The 16,082-nt window shown below is 63.5% G+C and carries 31 protein-coding genes; 2 read left to right on the top strand and 29 right to left on the bottom strand.

Features of this window, described 5'->3' with window-relative positions; all coding sequences use genetic code 11:
- Nucleotides 1-9: 9 nt before the first annotated feature.
- The 10 genes from OG474_RS30730 to OG474_RS30685 form a co-directional block, all read right to left on the bottom strand.
- The gene (locus OG474_RS30730) at nt 10-1,233 is read right to left on the bottom strand and encodes a tyrosine-type recombinase/integrase (RefSeq protein WP_405057090.1); all 1,224 of its coding nucleotides are present in this window, start codon (nt 1,231-1,233) and stop codon (nt 10-12) included.
- Between the two features lie 276 nt (nt 1,234-1,509).
- The gene (locus tag OG474_RS30725) at nt 1,510-1,683 is read right to left on the bottom strand and encodes a hypothetical protein (RefSeq protein WP_405057089.1); all 174 of its coding nucleotides are present in this window, start codon (nt 1,681-1,683) and stop codon (nt 1,510-1,512) included.
- On the bottom strand, nt 1,680-2,030 hold the full coding sequence (locus OG474_RS30720) for an HNH endonuclease (RefSeq protein WP_405057088.1): 351 nt from the start codon (nt 2,028-2,030) through the stop codon (nt 1,680-1,682). Before OG474_RS30720 ends, OG474_RS30725 begins: the two co-directional genes overlap by 4 nt.
- On the bottom strand, nt 2,027-2,449 hold the full coding sequence (locus OG474_RS30715) for a hypothetical protein (RefSeq protein ID WP_405057087.1): 423 nt from the start codon (nt 2,447-2,449) through the stop codon (nt 2,027-2,029). Before OG474_RS30715 ends, OG474_RS30720 begins: the two co-directional genes overlap by 4 nt.
- Nucleotides 2,450-2,453: 4 nt before the next feature.
- Nucleotides 2,454-3,041 (bottom strand): hypothetical protein, encoded by a 588-nt coding sequence (locus OG474_RS30710; protein ID WP_405057086.1) that lies wholly within the window; start codon nt 3,039-3,041, stop codon nt 2,454-2,456.
- Nucleotides 3,038-3,325: a hypothetical protein gene (locus OG474_RS30705; RefSeq protein ID WP_405057085.1), complete on the bottom strand. Its 288-nt coding sequence runs from the start codon at nt 3,323-3,325 to the stop codon at nt 3,038-3,040. Before OG474_RS30705 ends, OG474_RS30710 begins: the two co-directional genes overlap by 4 nt.
- Nucleotides 3,322-3,534 (bottom strand): hypothetical protein, encoded by a 213-nt coding sequence (locus OG474_RS30700; protein ID WP_405057084.1) that lies wholly within the window; start codon nt 3,532-3,534, stop codon nt 3,322-3,324. Before OG474_RS30700 ends, OG474_RS30705 begins: the two co-directional genes overlap by 4 nt.
- Nucleotides 3,531-4,025 (bottom strand): hypothetical protein, encoded by a 495-nt coding sequence (locus tag OG474_RS30695; protein ID WP_405057083.1) that lies wholly within the window; start codon nt 4,023-4,025, stop codon nt 3,531-3,533. Before OG474_RS30695 ends, OG474_RS30700 begins: the two co-directional genes overlap by 4 nt.
- Nucleotides 4,025-4,507 carry a dATP/dGTP diphosphohydrolase domain-containing protein gene (locus tag OG474_RS30690; RefSeq protein WP_405057082.1) on the bottom strand — a complete coding sequence of 161 codons (483 nt, stop codon included), beginning with the start codon at nt 4,505-4,507 and terminating at the stop codon, nt 4,025-4,027. The genes OG474_RS30695 and OG474_RS30690 overlap by 1 nt, the downstream gene beginning before the upstream one ends.
- Entirely contained in the window at nt 4,504-4,737 is a 234-nt protein-coding gene (locus OG474_RS30685) for a hypothetical protein (RefSeq protein WP_405057081.1), read from the bottom strand. The genes OG474_RS30690 and OG474_RS30685 overlap by 4 nt, the downstream gene beginning before the upstream one ends.
- A 75-nt stretch (nt 4,738-4,812) precedes the next feature.
- Between OG474_RS30685 and OG474_RS30680 the strand changes: the two genes are divergently transcribed.
- A complete protein-coding gene (locus tag OG474_RS30680) occupies nt 4,813-5,103 on the top strand; it encodes a hypothetical protein (RefSeq protein WP_405057080.1) in 291 nt (96 codons plus the stop codon).
- Between the two features lie 52 nt (nt 5,104-5,155).
- Here OG474_RS30680 and OG474_RS30675 read toward each other — a convergent pair whose 3' ends face one another.
- The 17 genes from OG474_RS30675 to OG474_RS30595 all read right to left on the bottom strand — a co-directional run bounded on the left by OG474_RS30675 (nt 5,156) and on the right by OG474_RS30595 (nt 12,294).
- The gene (locus tag OG474_RS30675; protein WP_405057079.1) at nt 5,156-5,353 is read right to left on the bottom strand and encodes a hypothetical protein; all 198 of its coding nucleotides are present in this window, start codon (nt 5,351-5,353) and stop codon (nt 5,156-5,158) included.
- A 35-nt stretch (nt 5,354-5,388) separates the two neighbouring features.
- A complete protein-coding gene (locus OG474_RS30670) occupies nt 5,389-5,901 on the bottom strand; it encodes a hypothetical protein (RefSeq protein WP_405057078.1) in 513 nt (170 codons plus the stop codon).
- Nucleotides 5,902-5,920: 19 nt separating this feature from the next.
- Entirely contained in the window at nt 5,921-6,229 is a 309-nt protein-coding gene (locus OG474_RS30665) for a helix-turn-helix domain-containing protein (RefSeq protein WP_405057077.1), read from the bottom strand.
- Entirely contained in the window at nt 6,211-6,633 is a 423-nt protein-coding gene (locus OG474_RS30660) for a hypothetical protein (protein ID WP_405057076.1), read from the bottom strand. Before OG474_RS30660 ends, OG474_RS30665 begins: the two co-directional genes overlap by 19 nt.
- Before the next feature lie 3 nt (nt 6,634-6,636).
- Complete coding sequence (locus tag OG474_RS30655; protein WP_405057075.1) at nt 6,637-6,948, bottom strand: hypothetical protein; 312 nt, start codon at nt 6,946-6,948, stop codon at nt 6,637-6,639.
- Nucleotides 6,945-7,580, bottom strand: coding sequence for a hypothetical protein (locus OG474_RS30650; protein WP_405057074.1), 636 nt, complete (start codon nt 7,578-7,580; stop codon nt 6,945-6,947). The genes OG474_RS30655 and OG474_RS30650 overlap by 4 nt, the downstream gene beginning before the upstream one ends.
- 1 nt (nt 7,581) lies before the next feature.
- Nucleotides 7,582-8,049, bottom strand: a complete 468-nt coding sequence (locus OG474_RS30645; RefSeq protein WP_405057073.1) for a hypothetical protein — start codon at nt 8,047-8,049, stop codon at nt 7,582-7,584.
- A 174-nt stretch (nt 8,050-8,223) separates the two neighbouring features.
- Complete coding sequence (locus OG474_RS30640; RefSeq protein WP_405057072.1) at nt 8,224-8,526, bottom strand: hypothetical protein; 303 nt, start codon at nt 8,524-8,526, stop codon at nt 8,224-8,226.
- A gap of 78 nt (nt 8,527-8,604) precedes the next feature.
- A complete protein-coding gene (locus OG474_RS30635; RefSeq protein ID WP_405057071.1) occupies nt 8,605-8,757 on the bottom strand; it encodes a hypothetical protein in 153 nt (50 codons plus the stop codon).
- Complete coding sequence (locus OG474_RS30630; protein WP_405057070.1) at nt 8,754-9,134, bottom strand: hypothetical protein; 381 nt, start codon at nt 9,132-9,134, stop codon at nt 8,754-8,756. The genes OG474_RS30635 and OG474_RS30630 overlap by 4 nt, the downstream gene beginning before the upstream one ends.
- Nucleotides 9,131-9,499 carry a hypothetical protein gene (locus tag OG474_RS30625; protein ID WP_405057069.1) on the bottom strand — a complete coding sequence of 123 codons (369 nt, stop codon included), beginning with the start codon at nt 9,497-9,499 and terminating at the stop codon, nt 9,131-9,133. Before OG474_RS30625 ends, OG474_RS30630 begins: the two co-directional genes overlap by 4 nt.
- 81 nt (nt 9,500-9,580) lie before the next feature.
- Nucleotides 9,581-9,778, bottom strand: coding sequence for a hypothetical protein (locus OG474_RS30620; RefSeq protein WP_405057068.1), 198 nt, complete (start codon nt 9,776-9,778; stop codon nt 9,581-9,583).
- Between the two features lie 34 nt (nt 9,779-9,812).
- Nucleotides 9,813-10,046 carry a hypothetical protein gene (locus tag OG474_RS30615; RefSeq protein ID WP_405057067.1) on the bottom strand — a complete coding sequence of 78 codons (234 nt, stop codon included), beginning with the start codon at nt 10,044-10,046 and terminating at the stop codon, nt 9,813-9,815.
- Between the two features lie 103 nt (nt 10,047-10,149).
- Entirely contained in the window at nt 10,150-10,743 is a 594-nt protein-coding gene (locus OG474_RS30610; protein WP_405057066.1) for a hypothetical protein, read from the bottom strand.
- A 96-nt stretch (nt 10,744-10,839) separates the two neighbouring features.
- Nucleotides 10,840-11,169 (bottom strand): hypothetical protein, encoded by a 330-nt coding sequence (locus OG474_RS30605; protein ID WP_405057065.1) that lies wholly within the window; start codon nt 11,167-11,169, stop codon nt 10,840-10,842.
- Nucleotides 11,169-11,567 (bottom strand): hypothetical protein, encoded by a 399-nt coding sequence (locus tag OG474_RS30600; RefSeq protein ID WP_405057064.1) that lies wholly within the window; start codon nt 11,565-11,567, stop codon nt 11,169-11,171. The genes OG474_RS30605 and OG474_RS30600 overlap by 1 nt, the downstream gene beginning before the upstream one ends.
- Before the next feature lie 550 nt (nt 11,568-12,117).
- Entirely contained in the window at nt 12,118-12,294 is a 177-nt protein-coding gene (locus tag OG474_RS30595) for a hypothetical protein (protein ID WP_405057063.1), read from the bottom strand.
- A 1,651-nt stretch (nt 12,295-13,945) separates the two neighbouring features.
- Between OG474_RS30595 and OG474_RS30590 the strand changes: the two genes are divergently transcribed.
- Nucleotides 13,946-14,323: an HNH endonuclease gene (locus OG474_RS30590; protein ID WP_405057062.1), complete on the top strand. Its 378-nt coding sequence runs from the start codon at nt 13,946-13,948 to the stop codon at nt 14,321-14,323.
- A gap of 39 nt (nt 14,324-14,362) precedes the next feature.
- On the opposite strand, the gene OG474_RS30585 is transcribed toward OG474_RS30590, so the two are convergent.
- Nucleotides 14,363-15,226 carry a hypothetical protein gene (locus OG474_RS30585; protein WP_405057061.1) on the bottom strand — a complete coding sequence of 288 codons (864 nt, stop codon included), beginning with the start codon at nt 15,224-15,226 and terminating at the stop codon, nt 14,363-14,365.
- Between the two features lie 218 nt (nt 15,227-15,444).
- Complete coding sequence (locus tag OG474_RS30580) at nt 15,445-15,693, bottom strand: hypothetical protein (protein WP_405057060.1); 249 nt, start codon at nt 15,691-15,693, stop codon at nt 15,445-15,447.
- Between the last annotated feature and the right edge of the window lie 389 nt (nt 15,694-16,082).

The raw sequence follows: 16,082 nt of genomic DNA, 5'->3' as shown, positions 1-16,082 counted from the left end.
AGCGACTTACTAGAGCAGTTCGGCGGCGCCTGGGTCAGCCCTCGCCATGAGGTCCCGCTCGAAGTAGTTGTCCATCGTCATTGACGGGTCTACGTGTCCGAGCTGATCGGCGATCTTCGCCGGATCCCACTTTGCATTCTTCAGTCGGGTTGCGACCGTGCGGCGCCAGGTGTGCGGCACGGCCCACAGCATCTTCGCGCCGTCGAGTACCTTCCGGACGGCCTTGTTGCAGTTCGACTGGTCCCAGGGCTTATACGGGTCGCTGATCTGGTGTGGAGAGGGGAACACCCGTCCCTCGGTGCCGTTCCTAGCGCCGCGCCTCCGCAGTCGCAGGAGCAGCCACATAGGCATCTTGACCGCGCGCACCGAGCCACCGGTCTTGGTGCCGTATACGTAGGTCCAGCCGGTCAGGAGGTCGACCTCGTCCCAGAAGAGCTCCCTGGCCTCGGAAATGCGGGCGCCGGTGCCCTTCATGTAGGCGTTCAGGTCGGCCGTGGACTGCCACTTCCGGACCGTGCGGGGATCGCGCTCCTCGTCCAGCGCCAGCTTGTCGGCGTAGGCCATCACGGCGTCGGCCTCCTCGACGGTAAACGCCCGTTTGAGATCGTGCTGCTTCCGGCGCTGGGTCCTCTTCGGCTTCTTGCTCTCGATTGGCCGCACCATCTTGATGGCGTTCGTGTCGAAGAGTCCGTTCTCAACGGCCATCCAGAGGATGCCGGCAACGACCGCGCGGGTCGTCTTTGCCGATCCAGTGCCGTGCCGGTCAGCCACGTCTTGGAGGAACAGGCGCAGACGCTGTGGGTTGTTGACCTGTTTGAGGCTGAGCCCGCGGACTGTGGACTTCTCGCCTTTCACGTGGTTGTTGAACGCGCGCTCGTAGTCGTCGATGCTGCTGTCCGCCAGCTTGTTGGGCCCAGGACGCTTGATCTGCTCCAGCCACAGCTCACCGGCTTCTACGAACGGCATCGAGGGCGTCATGCCTTCCATGCCGACGTTCAGGCTCGACTCTTCTTTGAGCGCTTCCTCAACCCGCTCGACAGCCATTGCCCTGGTCTTGCCGAACTTTGAGATCTCACCGGGGACACCGTTGAACCCGCGAAAGTGGACCCGGGCGCGCCACCTCGTGGCGGAGCGTTGCTGGGCTGCCCTCACCCACCGTCCATTTGCGTCGCGTTTCTGGGGCACGGCTTCGATCTCGCCGTGCTCGCCGAGTCCGAATGCTTCGTTTGGCATCCCACCTCCTCTCTGTTTGGTGTGGTTCTCGTCCGCCCTCAGGCGGCTTTCTTCAGGCGCACTAGGGCGCGTTCCTCGTAGGCCTCGACGTCGCTCAAGCGGTACGAAATGCCGCCGCCGAGCCGTAAAAAAGCCGGTCCTTTGCCCTCCGAGCGGAGGTTGGCCAAGTGGCCCACTGAGACTTGCCAGCGGGCGGCTAGATCCTTGGGTCGCAAATGGACGGTCGAGGAAGGCGTCTCGTGGCCGCAGTGTTTGCAGCGCACTCGGGTCCTTCTGTTAGTCGGTCTCGATCTCGGTCAGTGATCCGCACGACAGGCACTCGCAGTCGATGGGTCCGTCTTTGAACCAGGCCGTCAGCAGGTGGACGGTCTCGGTGTCGCAGGTTTCGCAGTCGCGGTAGTCCTCGCGCTCGAAGCGGGGTTCTGGCGGCTGGTAGTACGCCAAGCTCACGCGACAGCCTTGAGGGCACGCTGAAGTGCTCCGAGCTGCCCGCCGGTCGAGAAGTTGCAGGTCGCGCAGGCCGGCCGGATGTTGTTGCGCCGGTAGGTGCCGCCTTTGACGCCCGGGATGATGCGGTCGACGGTCAAGGTGTCGACGGTGAGGGCTTTGCCGCACCGGAAGCACCGGCAGGCCGGTTTGCCCTGCCCGACTGGGACGCAGAAGTACATGACCTCGTCGTCGATCTTGAATGCCTGGACGTCGACGTCTGCCCGGTAGGTGTCGACGAGCCATTGCCGCCGTACGGCGCGCTGCTGGGAGGAGCCTCGGTCGTTGGAGTTCGACGTACTTCGGCTCACGCGGCGACCACCTCGGGCGCTGGCTTCGTCACCCACGGCAGGCGCAGGGTCGTGAAGCCTCGGTCCAGCGATGCGCTGAGGTAGCCCTCTTCGACGATCCCGGCCTGCGTGAGAGCCGCCAAGATATTTTGGACCTGGTCCCAGGGCAGCTCGATGTCGATGTAGAGGTGCGAGTGTCCTGGAGTGGTCGACGGGACGAGGGTGGCGGGCACGTCGAGGTCCAGCATCAGCGTGTGACGCTCGGTGCCGGTGATCTGGCTGAGTACGACCTCGGCGTCACTGAACATCAGCTCGGTGGTGCCGCGCGGTTCGATGGAATTGGTGTAGGTGCCGTCCTCGAGTTTTTCGATGGGCTGGATGCGACCGACCGGGTGGGAGAACGTGCTCGGGATCGGGGCGGGCAACTGTGCCCGGGTCAACTGTTCAGGCTGCAACAACGGCAGCGCTCCTCTCGTCTCGTCGGATGCGGTCGGCGAACTCGTACATGCTCAAGACCCGCCGCCGGGTGCAGTCCGGGTCTTGGTTGTGGGCGCTGTCGAGCAGGTAGGTGTCAACACCAGCCGCAGTGAGTTCGTCGTAGTTCTTGGGCCGGTCGTCGACGAATGCCTCCAGGCCGAGGCGCTGCGCGACCGGGGCCTTGTTCTTGGCGAAGGTCAGCGAGTGGTGCGGGATCTGCCACTCACGCAGCCAGCGTTCGGTCAGGTAGCGGACCAGGCGGCTGTGCTGCCAGCCGCAGCCGCGCGCGGTCACCAGGTGGATCTCGTGGCCCGCGTCGTGCAGTTCGACGACCGCGGCGTGACCGGCGAAGGTCGGCAGGGCGTCGTACAGCTCACCGGTCACCGTGGCCGCGTCGATGACGGCCGTCCACTCCTCGACGGTGCAGCCGTAGCTGTCCCACGGGTACCAGGTCGTCAGCGGTCGACCGTTCGTGATGCCGGCCTCTTGACTGATCTGGTGCGATGTCTCCAGCCACGGGTACAGCGGCTCGTCGATGTCTACGCCGATCTTCAAGCGGCCACCTGGCCTTGCGCTGCCAAGAACTGGTCCCAGGTCAACGAAGACCCGGTAGCGCGCTCGTTGTACTCGCGGCGAGACTGCGAGGTGGTGTGGAACAGGTCGCCGATCTCGCACTCATAGGTGCGGGACTCCATCGTCACGACGCCGCGACGGCTCGCGCGTCCATCCATCTGCCGGCGCCGCTTCGCACGGGCCCGGCCCAACGCCTTGTCGGCGTCCAACTCGTCGGCGAAGCCTCGCTTGCCGCACGCGCACATCCGGAATGCAACGGTCTTCACTTCTTCTTCAGCTCCTCGATCAGTTGGTCGGTCTGGCGGGTCGCGAGGATCCGCTTGCCGTTGATGCGTGCGTACGACAGGACGTCCTCGGTTCTCCAGCCCAGGACTCCCTTGTCCCCGTCACGAGCCAGGAAGCTGTGGCCTTGGGTCTGCCTGACCGTCCAGCCGTGCTCTTCGGCTGCCTTGATGACCTGCGCTCGCAGGCTCATGCGGTGCCCTCCTCCGTCTTCCAGATGGGCCCCCACGGTGGTGGCTCGGTGTGGGGGTTGTCGGTGAACCACTGGACCCGCCGGGCCAGCTCGGCTTCCTTGCCTCCCGCAAGGGCCAGCTCGGCGGCTTCACGGGCCTTCTTGCGCTGCGTGTAGTAGGCGGCCGGCGTGCCGTGAAAGATCGGCAGCGTCCAGGTGCGGAAGATCTCGCGCGTCTGCGTGGAGTAGACGAGCTGCAACGCTGCCGTGTCGGCCTGGTTCTGTGTCGCGTACCAGCCGAGCGCGACCATGTTCGATCGCGCCTCATCCGGGTCCAGGTGGCCGGCCGGATAGTGGAGCTGTCCGACCGCGGTGAACTTGGCCTTGCTGGTGATGATCTCTTCGGCCCGCTTCAGCGCGGCGGCTGCGGCTTGTTCGACGGTGTCGTAGTCGGCGTCGAGGATCTCGGCCATCTTGGCGACGTCGCGTTTCCCGAACGTCAGTGCCGCCACTAGTCGAGACCACCGAACCTCTGCGTCCTGACGACGTCAAAGACCGGTAGGCCTGCGTTGCGTCGCAGGACCGTTGAGGCACGGTTGTCGAAGTGCGGGTTGTGTTCGAGGTGGTGGAGCATGAACATGCAGTGCCAGATCACCGCCGACAGGTGAGTCACGCCGGGGCGGACGTTGCCGTTCTCGTCGTAGACCGGGTCCTCGTCGTCTTCGATCAGGCCTGCGTCGATGTAGGCCTGTGGGTCGTAGTCGTCCCCGTTCTTGAACGCGTAGAGGTGTCGTTCCAGCGCGCCCAGTGACAACGAGAAGTCGTAGCCGTTGCGCCAGTTGTCGACGCCGTTCACCTGCTCGTACTTCAGGGAGCCGACGCCGAAGCGGGCGGCAAGCTCGAACATCGGGCCTGCCGGTATTTGGTCGAAGCGGTGGATCTTGGCGCCCTTCTGGCCGCCCGACGTGTTCGTGACCCGGGTCTCCTTGATCACGCCACCGCCCCGTGGCCGGTACGCCTCCGCGCTCGTGCCGCCTGGCATCGGTCGTACTCGCGGATCGCCGCGGTGTTGGCTCGGTTCCACTCGTCGAACGCCGTACCGAGCGGTGTCGCCAGCATCTGTGCTGACATCCGCACCCGAGGCGGATCCATGAGGTCGGCCCAAGTCGCGGCGTTCAGATAGGTGATGGTGCCGGTGTGCAAACCCAAGTGGATCTCTCCCATGATTTGGTCGTGACTGATCGCGTCAGCACGGGGCCGTGTTGACGTGTATTCGAATGGATGTTCTATCCTCGGGACATGGGCACGAACCGCCGCTACCCGCTGGAGGAGCCGCCGGACAAGCTGCGCCGGCATGTCTGGGTGACGTGGTCGATGCGTACGCGCACGGGCGCTGTGCCGGGGCTGGTCATTGAGTGGCGGCGTACACAGACACGGGAGTGGCAGGCGCGCGTGGTGTTCGTACCGGACCCTGATTCTGGGGAGTCGATCGAGCTGTGGCTCACCCGCGAACTGCTGGAGTTCATCGATGCCGAGCGGCCTAGATCAGGGGCAGGCAAGGCAACCCGGTACCGCCAGAAGATGGCCTAGAACGCCCGCCGGAAGCGATGCGCCCTCGGGCTGGATGATCGAACGCCGCCTGTCAGTCGGGAATCTCGTAGACCTCGACGCCGAACTCCCGTCGTGCCCCGTTGTCAGCCACGGCGACAAGGATGAAGTGCGGGTCTCGGTCGAAGGGCCCGAGGGTGTCGTACCGCACTCCCAGCTCATCACCGAAGTACGAGAGGTTCGCGTATGCGGCCCGGTGCCGCAGGTCCTGCGCAACATCGTGAGGGCTCATGCCGTCCAGCTCTTTTGCGCCACTGCCTGGCACGCTCACGCGGCGGCTCCGATCATCTTCATGAAGTAGCTCGCAGCTTGTGTGATCTTGCCTTCGTGGCTGTGGGCGATGGCGCAGAGCAGTGCCTCGTCTAGCGTCTCGTGCCTGATCAGCGTGTAAACGTCTGTCAGCACCGGGTGGTAGTACGTCAGGCCATGGGTCAGTCCAATGGAACTGACGAAAGTCACGTCCGCGCGGAACTCGACGACCTTGTACGGGCCAACGGCGTGCACCTTGTCAATCGGTCCCCAGGCGAACACCAGACCAGCAGGGCAGCGCTGGTTGCGCAGTGCCTCCGCAGAGATCAGCGGAAGCGGTGCCCCGCTCGGGCTCGTCGGTAGATCGTTCTGCCTATATCCCTCAGGTACGGCGAGCCGTTCTGTGCCCCCATTGGCGCTGGCCTGGATGACCTTCACGAACTGGTCCTTGTCTCCGCGCCACTCCAGCATGTCGACCTCGTCGGTCGTTGCCCACCGGTAGCCCTTCGGCAGGCTGTCTAGAACTCCCACGTGTTCCCCCTTCGTTCGGTCAGCCACTCTCGCCGCACGCCTGGCAGGTGAACCCTGGCGGCGGCAGGTCGCTGCACTGTTCGCACTTCACTGGTCTCATCAGCTCCGAGATCGGGCATCCCAGTGCCTGCGATAGACACAGCGCCTCGATCAGCAGGACTCGGCGCTGGCCCTTCTCGATGCGGGCCACGGCGGCCTGGTCCAGGCTCACGCCCCGCAGCCGAAGCTGGTCCGCGAGGCCGAGCTGCGTCCATCTCTTCGTCTGGCGGTACTGCTTCACACGCCGGGCGAAGGTCATCTCGCTTTGCGTTAGCGCGACACCCGCCACGCCTCCGGCTCCTCGTCGTCGAACCGCACATAGCGGTTGTGGTCCCGCTGGAGCGCGTACGGGTCGTTGCCCGCGGACGGCGCAGCTCGCCGGAACAGGTCGTCGAGGAATGCTGATCGTGGCTCGCCGGCGACGTTCGTCCACAGTCCCAGGTGCGCGAGCATCTCCTCACGCGTTAGCGGTACCGGGCCTTGGGGCCCGACGGTCACCGGCCCGACGACGGATTCGAACATCGTTGCGCGGCTGATGAACTCGTCGATATTGCGCTCATCGAGTCCCCACCCGACTTGGGTGAACATCGTCAGGAAGATGACGGAGGTCGTGCGAGGAAGGACGAATCCCTCACCGTCGAGACAAACAGTCTTGTAGTCCTTGATGCCGGTCAGTCTGAAATCGAGGCCCACCCGTCAGCCGTCCTTCCGGTAGTGGCGGTCGAAGCGATTCACCGTCTTGCCCTTTAGCTCTACGCGGAGCCCGTCACCGGGACCGATGTAGCGCATGCCGTCGTGCCGAACCAGTGGTGGCCTAACCAGATCGAGGTCGTCTTCTGGCATGAGGCTCAGCTCCACTGGCCGTGGCTGGAACACGTCGTCGGGGTTTGGTTGTCCGAGGCTGACGGAGATGGTCAGGCCCTGGTACGTCACGTAGATCTGGTCGTCGGGGTCGTCGAGCACGAGGTGCATCGTCTGCGGCGCCTCGCCGTCGTTCGCGATCTTCATGTCGCGGCCTCCGCAGGTTCTCCAGACAGCTCGGCCAGCTCCTGGCGCGCTGCTTGCTCGACACTGTCGAGGCTGTAAAACCCCCAGCAGGACTCCACGTACTCCCACTCCTCGCGGTAGGTTTCGTCGTCCAGCTGGATAGGTGTTCCTGTGGCGTCGACCTTGATCCATCGGGTCTTCTTCTCGGCAACCCAGCCGTAGGTCTCGCCGCGCAGGTATGCCTCGTAGTCGCTCATGTCGGCCAGGACCGGCGGTTCGGATCCGCCTTGGTTCTGCTGATTGAGCCACTCGTCGGTCACGTCCACCCATGCACGCCAATCTGCCGTGTCGAAGGTGACGTACTGATGGTTCAGCCCGACGCCTGAGTTCCAGATAATCGAGCGCGTGCCGTGGTAGATCCGCAGATACCGCTCGAAGTAGTCCCGGTCGTCTCCCCAACGACGCAGTGCTTGCAGGATCGAGTCATCCACCTTGTAGGCGGTGATGGCGGTGACCTGCTCCGCCTCGTGCCGGCTGATCCCCCAGCGCCAGCGCAGGAGCGGGGAGGAGCCGTCGAAGTACGGCTCTGCCGCGCCCTCTTCGTGCTTGATCTGCACCCGGAAGTCTTGGGCTTCCACGATCAGGATGGGCACGTCATCCTCCCTGACGCGCGTGATCGGTGCTGTCGTTCTGCGTCGGTTCGTCGTGGGTGACGACGAGCGTGCGGATCAGTTCGATTGCCGAGATGCTCGGTTGTCCGTTCCGGCGTTCCAGGCCTGGGACGTCGAGTCCTGCGGGGAGAGTGAGCATCTGGTGCCCCTGCCGGGTGATCACCATCAGCAGCGCTGTTTGCAGAATCTCGGTGACATGGGCCAGTTCGCGCAGCTCCTGCATCACCGGGCCTCCGGCGGTGATGTGGCTGCCGATGGGCTGGCTGAGGCGTGCGCCTGCGATCGCGATGCGAGAACCGATGAGCTTGGTGTAGAAATCGATTCGCTCGGATGCCCGTAGCACCGACTGACCTTGGTCGAGCTGGTGTGCGAGCTGGACCAGACCGAACAGGTGCTCCAGCGCCTGGTCGAGTAGCGCGACCGTCGTAAGTCCGTTCGTTGCCCTTGTCATCAGTTGTGTCCCTTCATCTTGCGCGCATTGCGGCGGCGGATCGTCTCGGCTTTGGCTTCAGGGCTGGCCTTGCGGGTGGTGTGCTTCGGCATGGGCTGTGCTCCTTCCGTCAGCGGGGAGTGCTGGGTGCCCGCCGGGGACTCGAACCCCGGTGTCTGCCAGTCGGGCGGGGCGTTAGTTGCTGGATTGATCGGAGGCTGCGGCGATCGCGGAGACCATGTGCAGGCCGACCGTGACCAGCTCGCGCTTGGAGCCACGCAGCGCGGACATCACGAGACTCTGCTTGCCGTTGTCGTCGAGTGGCGCGGAGATCTCCACGATCCGGGCCCGGATCGCCCGGGCATCCTCGAAGCGCGAGACGTGGTAACTCACGTCGAATGTCTCGGCGCCTCCCACACGGGCGGCAGAGATCTCGGCATCGACCGCCGCGCGGCGCTTCTCGGGCTTCAGCTTGGCGATCCCGGTCAGCTTGTCCATCGGTTCTCCCATCGTCGATTTGGCTGTGCGTGCCTGTCAGGGACTCGAACCCTGATGCCTGCCAGTCAGGCTGGGGGGTCAGCGGTCGCAGTTGCGCGCGGCCCACGCGGCGTCGAGGAGGTTGCACGCCAGTCGCTCGGCTTGCTCCGGCGTCAGCCACTCGTCACCGGATAGGTGCACCAGGCCGGCGTGCTCCTCCGGGATGCGCGGTGCGCGAACGCTGATGCTCATTTCGGGTCCTCCGAGAGCTCGTAGCAGTGGCCGCGGAGGAGCTTCACCATTGCGTCCGCGATGTCTGCTAGCTCTTCGTTGATCTCGGCCGCTTCGCTGTCGGCTTCTGGATACTGGTTGACGTCCGTCCCGCAGTCCTGCGTCAGGGCGTCGAGGGCGTCTCGGCGCGGACTCAGGGAGTCGTACATCTCCAGAAGCCCAGCAATCCCACGGTTCTTGCTGAGTCCGTCGAGCGCAGCGCCGATCTTCTCCACCACCGAATACAGGTGTTCATCGAGGTCTTCAGGCGGATCGTCCTCGCAGCTACGCGCCCATTCCTTGTACTCCTGATAGCAGGCACCAGCCTGTGCCACTACGCCGAGCAGTCCGCCGCTCATGAGGGCAGGATCAGGTCAGTTGGGTACAGGCCCATCGCTTCGTCGTAGACCCAGGCCGTGCCCGGCATGTCCTCGGCCAGTTCGGGATCGCTAATCCTGAACTCGTCACCCGTGTTGTGGTTCAGGTCTTCGTGAGTGTCGTGCTCGATGTGGCCTGCACGGACGGCATCGGCCTGCGCGTGCCTGCCATGTTCGACGAACAGCTCAGCCAGTACTTCGGCTTCCGTGCAGGTCATCGCCGGACCGAGGTCGCACAGCGTGCCAGTCCGGAAGGTGCTGAGGAAAGCTTCCAGGGCATAGGCCCTGCTGATCTCCGAGCCAGTTCCGTTGTCACGCGCATGACTCGGCGTGATGGAGTACTCCACGAGTTTGACCTCCTGGTTTTGGGCGTGTTTGAGCGCCTGCCCACGGCTCGAACGTGAGTGCCTGCCGGTCAGGCTCCGGGCTTAGTCGGCTTCGAGGTAGTCGACCGCGAACATGGCGACTTCGAGTTCGAGTCCGTTGCTGAAGAGGTGGGGCCATCTCGCGGCGAGTGATTCGGCCAGGTACTTGGCGATCCCGTTGTGAGGGCAGTGGAAGTTGCACCCCTCGCCGTCTTCGGTGTCACACCACAGCGTCTGGCCGCCACCAGGGCGGTCCTTCATGCGGGTCTTGTGCGGCAGGCAACCACAGGGAAGCTCAGGATCCATCTGCCCAGTCCCGGTCAGCCCGAAGGAAGAACTCGCCGTTGAACCACCCGAAGCTGTGCCCCGGCGGCGCAACGTGTTCGTTAAGCCATGCCTCGGCCGCATCGGCCAGCCCATCGACCTCGCCGATCAGGTCGACGTGCTGGACACCAGGTGTGAAGGCCCCCTCAAATCGCCCATCGTTGTATGCGGCAACAACTGCCAGTGCATCGTTCTCGCGCGTCATTCCGCAGTCCCAGGCTCGGTGAATCAGGACCGTCGCCCCGTACCGCCCCCACGTCCCGTCGACCCAACACCCGACATCGCGCGGGCTGGCCTTGGCCATCACGTCAGGCATCGGCCGCCGCCCTCATCATTCGCTCGACCGTCTCGATCGGGAGGCTGTGAACATCCAGCTCGGCCTTCTTCCCTCCGTGAAGCACCCGGATCTTGGCCCAGTGGCCATCGAGAGGAGCCCAGATAGTGCCCGAGTGGTTGGAACCACCCAGCGAGCTCAGCAGGCGCTGAATCGCCGCTTCCTTGTTGGCTTCAGACTCGGCCGCCTTCGCCATCAGCTCGACCACCTCCACGAGCGACTTTCGATAGTCAGGCAGAAGCCGTCGAACGATCTCCTTCGCGATCGCCTCTACCGCGCGGTCACGAGCCACGCTGATCTTGTGTTCTTTCAGATCCCAGGCATTGTTGCCGTAGCCATCGGGATAGCAACCCGAGATCTCGATGCGCTGAAAGTTCGCGGAGTACTCGCGCATCTTCCGTCGAACGACGATCACCTGCTGATCAGGTCCGTTGATGTGGGTGCTTTCGTGGCCCTCCCACTTCTCGGAGGTGTCGACCGTCCACGTCTCGCCTGTCTGCTTCGAAAGCTCATCTGCCAGGAAGCCGGACAGCTGCCGGACGATAATCCGGACGTTCATATAAGCCATGCCCGCTCTCACTCTCATATGTGTGTGCCAGGAGCGCCCATCTCCGGACTCGAACCGGCAGCGGAACCATCAGGGCGAGAACGTCGCGCCATCGCATCAGGGCAAAAGGAACTCGTCGCAGATCGCGCACCGATCCGCACGGGACTCCGCGTCCTCTTCGCCATTCGGACCAGGCGCGACCGCATGCTCGGCGTAGATCACCTTCGGGAAATCGCCGCCATCGAACGAGCCCTCATCCGATCGATTCACGCCCTTGATCCGGGCGCACAGGTCGAGATGCATCTCGGCGGCACCAATCCGCGCCGCGCTGTGCCACACGTCCCCGGGGTTGCTCGTGATCTGGGCGACGATGTGATCTGGGCAGTAGATGTCAGCGTTATAGCTGTAGCCGACAATGTCGTGAGTCTTCGTCGCGAACTCGTACATCAGCCGCACCCGTGGATCATGTGGTCGTCGCCGACGTACCACGTCGTGCCACCGAACGAACGCGCAGCTTCAGCGAGCTTGTCTCCCAACTGCCCGAGCCCACGGTCCCAGAACCCGGCGCCGTGTCCGTTGCGTGTCAGCAGGAAGTCATGCCCAGCGCTTCCGATCTCGTAGCCCCGCCGCTTCACAGCCTCAGCGACAAGCGGGTAGTACGAGTCCAGAAACGCGCGACAGTCCACCTCCAGTTCTGCGAGCAGATCGGGGCTCAGGTCCGAACGGTCGAACCCCTGACTATCTAGCGGTTCTGGGCACTGTTCCGGACCGTCGGTCTCAGACCACAACGCGGTAACGATGTACTGCGAGATGAAGCGCTGCACCTGCCCCTCTCGAAACCCCATGCTGGCCTCCCATAGCTGTGGCTTGGCATCATCAGGAGGCAGGGAGCCACCCTGTCCTCGACCACGCACCTGCCCTGACGGATAGCTACGTGGTTTCGCCGTGCTGGGGTCAACCGCTACTGCGCCGCACACGCCCCCAGTCCGCTCGTATGCGGCTTGGCAACAAGGGACGCGGACTACGGAGCCCGTGACGCCTACGTCGCCTGGCATGACTCATCTCTCGACCCTTCTGTAGATGTGCTCCCAGACATCCCCAGTTGGCAGACCCGAGGCGCAACCCTCGGGCACTGACCGTGGCCAGCCGGAGGCTTGAACTCCGGTGCATCTCCTCTGGCCTGAAGGCATACGTCACCCGCCGGCCTGAAAAACGGCAGACCAATCCGGCGGCAGACAGCTCGATCGGTGGGTTTCAGCTATTCCGGCCAACCGCGGAGCTCGCACCAGTGCCAGTGCCGCTCTCGACGGCACAGCCACCGCGCTACCCAACGCCATCGGACGTACTGCACATGTGAGTCGGTGCGTAGGTCGTAGATCTCGTATCGCGGCACGATCAACCCATCAGATGGTGCGGGAACTTCGTTCGGCGGCTGGCGGGATTGGGCTTGACGTACCTAACCGTCACCGGGCGCGCTTCGGCGTCGCGGGCATCCGGCCATACGAGCTTCACCTTGCCGTGCGGCGGCGCCGTCGTACCGTGCGGGTGCTGGTCGTAACCGTAAGAAGGCATGACTGTTCCTCGCGCTTTCGCGTTGTCGGTAGGAGAGTTCGGCTGAGCAGCCGGAGTCGCACACACCTCACCCCCCGATCCGAACGTGAGGTGTGTGCGAGTACTGGAGGCTCAGACGTGCTTGAGCTGAATTCCAGTTGGGTGGATGTCGTACTGAAGGCGTGCAGGACCGTTCACGAAGCGCTTAGTCGTGCCCGGGATCATCGCGGTCTCGCCTTCCCTTAGCGTGATCAGCGTTCGCTTCCACTTGCCGTCATCGCCGGGAACGGGGTCGGCTAGTTGAAGTACTCGGTTGTAGTCGTACGTAGGCTGCATGGTTCCCCCAGGTGCGGCTCAAGTAGTCGTTGCAGTGCCCTCAGTCCGGGTCGACCGGTCTATCGCTCACGTCCGCCACACCTCCCGCCGAACGGGAATCGCGCGGCCTAGACGTTGCACCTAAGGGCTTGTTTCACGCCCTTGCCGGGTCTGATCCTTTCGGATCATTGCCCCCGGCAAGGGCAATCACTACTTGGCCCGGACAGGCTGAACACCGGTATGCCAGCGAGCACTAGCAGCCGTCCGAATCGTTCGCGAGGTGGCGCGGATTGCCGGTCCTGACCACCAACCGACTGCGCACCGGCTGTCCCGCTAAGAGCCGTTCAGCGCGTTCCCGGCCCCAGGCATACCCAGGGCAAGTACTGACGCGTGCTCTCGTTGGTTAGGTGGCGGGGTTCCGATCCCGCCCGGATCTGGAGGAGGCGCGCTCCAGGTACCGTCATGCATACGTCCGCAAGGGTGGCCGCCTATCGCCAAAGTCCCTCGGGCTAAGTTGTAGGTAGTGCAAGATCGCGATGCCCACAGTTGCGCATTCGAGTCAAAGAGACGCCCTGCTTGAGTCGCTGCCATTTGGCGGGAAGCAAGTTCTAACCGGAGAGCCATACACGGATGGATCCGGCCGCACTCGACAGCAGACACGGCAAGGCGCGGCACGATTGGCGCGGTGCGCATCTCGGTAGATCGCGAGTTCCGCTCACCGCGTCAGCCGCCCTTTTCGGCGGAGTGCTGCGGGGTGGAACGAGGACAACTCTGCCCCACAGTTGCGCATTAGTCAAGCTCGAAAATCTGCCGAATGTCACATTCTGTTACCTCTTGACGCAACTCAGAGGGTGGGGGTATCACCCGCGCGAGCACGCGTATAGGTACCGCCATGTCTTAGCAGCGGAGATCCCGCCACGGTTCCAAAGTCGCTCGAAACGGGTCGGAATCGACGCTCCAGCGACGAATCCGTTGGGGCAGCAAGGTGACTACCTGCGGATTCGCGCCTGTGAAGGCGTAGGCCGGCGCATCAAGCGAGGAGGCTCCAAACGGCCCGAAAGGGCCGGTTTCGCCAAGGTAGCTAGATCGCTAAGCGTGACGGTTCGGCCTCGATCGCCTGCCCGCTGGCAGGCCCGCCAGGGCCGTCTGAGGATGTGACTCAGACCACAGAGATCGAGCGATATAGCCCAGCCCGGTCATGTCGACTATTTAGATAGAGCGTAAAGATAGAGCCTGAAGCTTCAAGGGGCTTACGCCCCTCAAGTCCTTCGCCTTAAGGTCTTCGCTCTAAGAGCTAGCCCTGCGTCCATGAGCTGATCTCATCGCTTACTGATTCCTGATCAATGCCTGCATCTGCATGCAACGAGGAGTCGACACGTGGGCGGGGCCTTCACTCGTCGAGCGGGAGGTGATCGCCGTACCGGGATGGAACGGATCCAACCGTCGCGATCGCCTCCCCTCGAACTGGCCGGCGCTCCGCAAGCGCCGCCTCGAGTTCGACCAGTACGAGTGCCGATGGGAAGACGCCTACGGCGAACCCACCTGTACCGAGACCGCGGTCGACGTCGACCACAAGATCCCAGGCGACGACCACAACTTCGAGAACCTTCAATCGCTGTGCGAGTACCACCACGACAAGAAGTCCGCGGCCGAGGGCGCTCACGCCGCAGCTGCCAGGCGACGCACGATCGACCAGAGGTTCCGCAGGTCCGAGAATCATCCCGGCCTGCTGTAGAGCTGGATGGCGCAGACGCCCTCCACGCCGCAGTCGATGCTACGAGCTTTCCTGCTCGTCAAATCCTCCAGTGCTCATCCCGTCAATCAGCATCCTTCGCGTCTGCCTGGCCTCTGACTGAATCAGCGGCGAGGTCGGGTCTAGATTCCCCAGCTTCGTCTCTAGCTGTCGGATGAAGGATCGCCTGGCGTGGATGCTCATCGTAGATGGCCCCGAACGTCCGAAGAACTCGCTGTCAAGCTCACCAGTGAGCCTGTCAAGTTCAGCCTCGACCTCGGCGATCTGCTTCGCCTGTTCAAACACTACGGGTGGGATCCGGCCGCCGGCCTTCACCTCTGGACTGATCCGACGCGCGGCCTGCACCATCCGCTCAAATAAGAGCTCGCCAGCCGGAGACATGGCGTTGGCGAGGTGCATAGTCGGGGACGGGTCATTGGAGGGCTCCGGCTCACGCCGCAACCACCTGGCTAGACGCGCAGGCCGCTCTTCCAAAGTGACTGATGGCGTTGATCCAGTCCACTCGATGGCAATGCGGGGCTTGGTCATCGTGACATCGAAAGTATCCCGGCCGACGGCCATACCTTCCTCGAACGACCGCTTGATCACCTCTTCGATGTCTTCACGGACCCCTAGAAGGTCAGTCTCACTGTCTTGCGAATCATCATCTTCGCTGCCCGCCTCATCGGCTGCCCTGTTGAGGATCTCTTCGACTGCAGGGCCGACATCGATGTCCTTGCGCTTGGCGAACCGCGCGGTGAGGGCAGGAGACTCGACGCTCTCCAGGTCGCCCATACGATCCTTGATCTTGTGTCTGAGCACGAAGAAAACCCACGCAATGACGGCCGGCCACAGCAGGATCTTCAGAGTCTCGTTGATGTGCTGCCAGATCTCTGCCCCACTCATGCCGGAATTCTGCATCACCGACTGGGGTCTTCGAAGCTCCCACGCTGATCAGTCCGCAGCCCCGATGTTCGACTGCCACCAGGCGCAACGAAGGACATCCAGGGCCGAGGATAGCCCCGGCCTGCTGCAGACCAGGAAGGCGCGGCGCCACGGCGCCCCTTCCGCCCCCGGATCGAAGCTCGGCATTCTCTGTCCACTGAGCTCTCTGGGGCCTTCATTCATGCGGGCTCATCAGTCGGCGGCTGGACGTCTCCCAATGCCTTGGCCACATCCGGGGTCCGCTCCGCCTGAGTCTTGGTGAAACGTGCGCTAACGAAGGGCAATTGAAGGCTCTCCAGCCGGACCAACAGCTTCCCGATCGGCGCACGAAACATGGCGGCAAGGATAAGGCTGCCAGCGAAGACCAACACTACCACCAAAATTTTGTAAACGTCGTCGACGCTCTGCATCGCGGCCATTGAAAGCATGCAGTGAGTGTGCACACGACGGTCGAGTCTGTGAAGTCGCCACGCTGATATTTGACCCGGCGCGTCGCGCAATCTGACTGGCGCGTTCGGAAGCTACACATTGGTACCTCTTTTGCCGACGTAGAGCTTGCCCCTGCTTATCGGCGACGCGACGGTGATGGGTCGTCGACGGTACGGCGATCGCTCAGTGATCCCTTGTATGCCTGACGGATACCCTACGACTACCATCCATCGACACTAGCGCTAGCGCTAGTGCTTTCGCGTCCAGGCGGGTCTGCCACTTACATGCAACGAAGCGCTAGTGCTAGTGCTTGTGCAGCTCGCTAGCTAGCTCGCCCGCTCGCATGATTCAGCGAATCATTCTGAATGATCTCTATTTGACCTAATAG

Origin of the sequence: Kribbella sp. NBC_01505 (assembly GCF_045040285.1) — a bacterium.
Taxonomy (GTDB): Bacteria; Actinomycetota; Actinomycetes; order Propionibacteriales; family Kribbellaceae; genus Kribbella.
This window is presented reverse-complemented; position numbering and strand designations above follow the sequence as displayed.

Excerpts from the sequence above, each read along its gene's own strand:
- OG474_RS30730 (WP_405057090.1), bottom strand. The coding sequence starts at position 1,233 with ATGCCAAACGAAGCATTCGGACTCGGCGAGCACGGCGAGATCGAAGCC.
- OG474_RS30700 (WP_405057084.1), bottom strand. The coding sequence starts at position 3,534 with ATGAGCCTGCGAGCGCAGGTCATCAAGGCAGCCGAAGAGCACGGCTGG.
- OG474_RS30685 (WP_405057081.1), bottom strand. The coding sequence starts at position 4,737 with ATGGGAGAGATCCACTTGGGTTTGCACACCGGCACCATCACCTATCTG.
- OG474_RS30680 (WP_405057080.1), top strand. The coding sequence starts at position 4,813 with ATGGGCACGAACCGCCGCTACCCGCTGGAGGAGCCGCCGGACAAGCTG.
- OG474_RS30675 (WP_405057079.1), bottom strand. The coding sequence starts at position 5,353 with ATGAGCCCTCACGATGTTGCGCAGGACCTGCGGCACCGGGCCGCATAC.
- OG474_RS30655 (WP_405057075.1), bottom strand. The coding sequence starts at position 6,948 with ATGAAGATCGCGAACGACGGCGAGGCGCCGCAGACGATGCACCTCGTG.
- OG474_RS30645 (WP_405057073.1), bottom strand. The coding sequence starts at position 8,049 with ATGACAAGGGCAACGAACGGACTTACGACGGTCGCGCTACTCGACCAG.
- OG474_RS30640 (WP_405057072.1), bottom strand. The coding sequence starts at position 8,526 with ATGGACAAGCTGACCGGGATCGCCAAGCTGAAGCCCGAGAAGCGCCGC.
- OG474_RS30635 (WP_405057071.1), bottom strand. The coding sequence starts at position 8,757 with ATGAGCATCAGCGTTCGCGCACCGCGCATCCCGGAGGAGCACGCCGGC.
- OG474_RS30630 (WP_405057070.1), bottom strand. The coding sequence starts at position 9,134 with ATGAGCGGCGGACTGCTCGGCGTAGTGGCACAGGCTGGTGCCTGCTAT.
- OG474_RS30620 (WP_405057068.1), bottom strand. The coding sequence starts at position 9,778 with ATGAAGGACCGCCCTGGTGGCGGCCAGACGCTGTGGTGTGACACCGAA.
- OG474_RS30615 (WP_405057067.1), bottom strand. The coding sequence starts at position 10,046 with ATGACGCGCGAGAACGATGCACTGGCAGTTGTTGCCGCATACAACGAT.
- OG474_RS30610 (WP_405057066.1), bottom strand. The coding sequence starts at position 10,743 with ATGGCTTATATGAACGTCCGGATTATCGTCCGGCAGCTGTCCGGCTTC.
- OG474_RS30605 (WP_405057065.1), bottom strand. The coding sequence starts at position 11,169 with ATGTACGAGTTCGCGACGAAGACTCACGACATTGTCGGCTACAGCTAT.
- OG474_RS30600 (WP_405057064.1), bottom strand. The coding sequence starts at position 11,567 with ATGGGGTTTCGAGAGGGGCAGGTGCAGCGCTTCATCTCGCAGTACATC.
- OG474_RS30595 (WP_405057063.1), bottom strand. The coding sequence starts at position 12,294 with ATGCCTTCTTACGGTTACGACCAGCACCCGCACGGTACGACGGCGCCG.
- OG474_RS30590 (WP_405057062.1), top strand. The coding sequence starts at position 13,946 with ATGCAACGAGGAGTCGACACGTGGGCGGGGCCTTCACTCGTCGAGCGG.
- OG474_RS30585 (WP_405057061.1), bottom strand. The coding sequence starts at position 15,226 with ATGAGTGGGGCAGAGATCTGGCAGCACATCAACGAGACTCTGAAGATC.
- OG474_RS30580 (WP_405057060.1), bottom strand. The coding sequence starts at position 15,693 with ATGCTTTCAATGGCCGCGATGCAGAGCGTCGACGACGTTTACAAAATT.